Raw genomic sequence first — 1,286 nt, forward strand, 5'->3', positions numbered from 1 at the left:
AAATTAATTTTTTAACGAGTCTTCTGTATTTATATACACGCCAAATTATATATGCGATAGTTAAAGGTAAAACAGCATAAAGCATAACCCATTCCATTGTAGGCTCAAAAGCAGAACCGACGGCATCCAGAACCAGATAAGTTAAGTAAGAACCGTAATAGAACAGTAATATCGCTCCATCCAACTTAGTAATATCAAACCCGGCAATAAATATCGGGATACACATAATACTTACCGCAACCATGAAAGGAAGATCTAATGCCAAAGCAGCCGGAGAAACTGTTAATATATTCGGAGCTATTACAACTGTTAGCCCAAGGGTGAGCAAAATATTATAGAGATTACTGCCCATCACATTTGCCACAGCCATATCTGTATTTCCTTTTCGGATGGTGGCAATGCTGGTGGCAACTTCCGGTAATGAAGTTCCTATCGATACAATGGTTAAACCAATCACTAACTCAGAAAGTCCTAGTATTGTAGCAATTTCAACCGCACTTTTTACCATCCAATCTGATCCCTGAATGATCAATCCCATACCAACAATTAGGTAACCAATATTCTTCACATAGAAAAACCAACCTGTTGAAAGCTCCCTTGCTTTTGCTTCCAGTTCGGTTTCTTCAGGCTGATTGTCTCTTTCTTTCTTTATCTGAAAAAAAGTAAAAACTGAATACGCAACTAAGCCCAATAACAACCACACTCCGTCTAATGTTGTAAGTTCACCGTCAAAAGCAATAACGTACAATAATACACTTGCTGCTATTACGATCGGAACATCAATTTGGACCACTCTGAGTTTTACTGCTAAAGGCTTTATAATAGCGCTAATACCAAGAATCAGAAGTATATTTGCGATATTACTACCCACAATATTTCCCAGAACTAAGTCAGCATTCCCGGCAATGGCTGCCTGCAAACTGATCGCCAGTTCGGGAGCTCCGGTTGCAAAAGCGACCACTGTCAATCCCATAATTAAAGGTGAGACTCTCCATTTCACACCAAAGTGATCCACACCTCTTAAAAATAATTCTGCTCCGCCAATAAGTGCCGCCAATCCGGCTATAAAAGTAATTGCTGTCATATCTGAATTTGTGAACACCAAAGGTACAAGGTATTCAGCATAAAAAAAGCCTTTCCCGAGCAGAAAGGCTTAGTTTTTATAGTTTGATGAAAAATTATTTCTCCAACCACCAATTTCTGAGTTGAATTTGCTCATCGGTAGCATTTTCAACTTCCTGCAAATTTTGCTGTGGATACATTGGCGTTCCAACTTTTCCTTGTAG

Annotated in this window: 1 protein-coding gene; it reads right to left on the reverse strand. The window is 39.0% G+C overall.

Going from position 1 to position 1,286, the window contains the following annotated elements; genetic code table 11:
- Nucleotides 1-1,084 (reverse strand): calcium/sodium antiporter (locus tag ABJV04_RS04540; protein WP_348490121.1); only part of this gene is annotated, 1,084 nt, incomplete at its 3' end.
- Nucleotides 1,085-1,286: the final 202 nt, after the last annotated feature.

The organism is Aliiglaciecola sp., assembly GCF_039982535.1.
Classification (GTDB): Bacteria; Pseudomonadota; Gammaproteobacteria; order Enterobacterales; family Alteromonadaceae; genus Aliiglaciecola.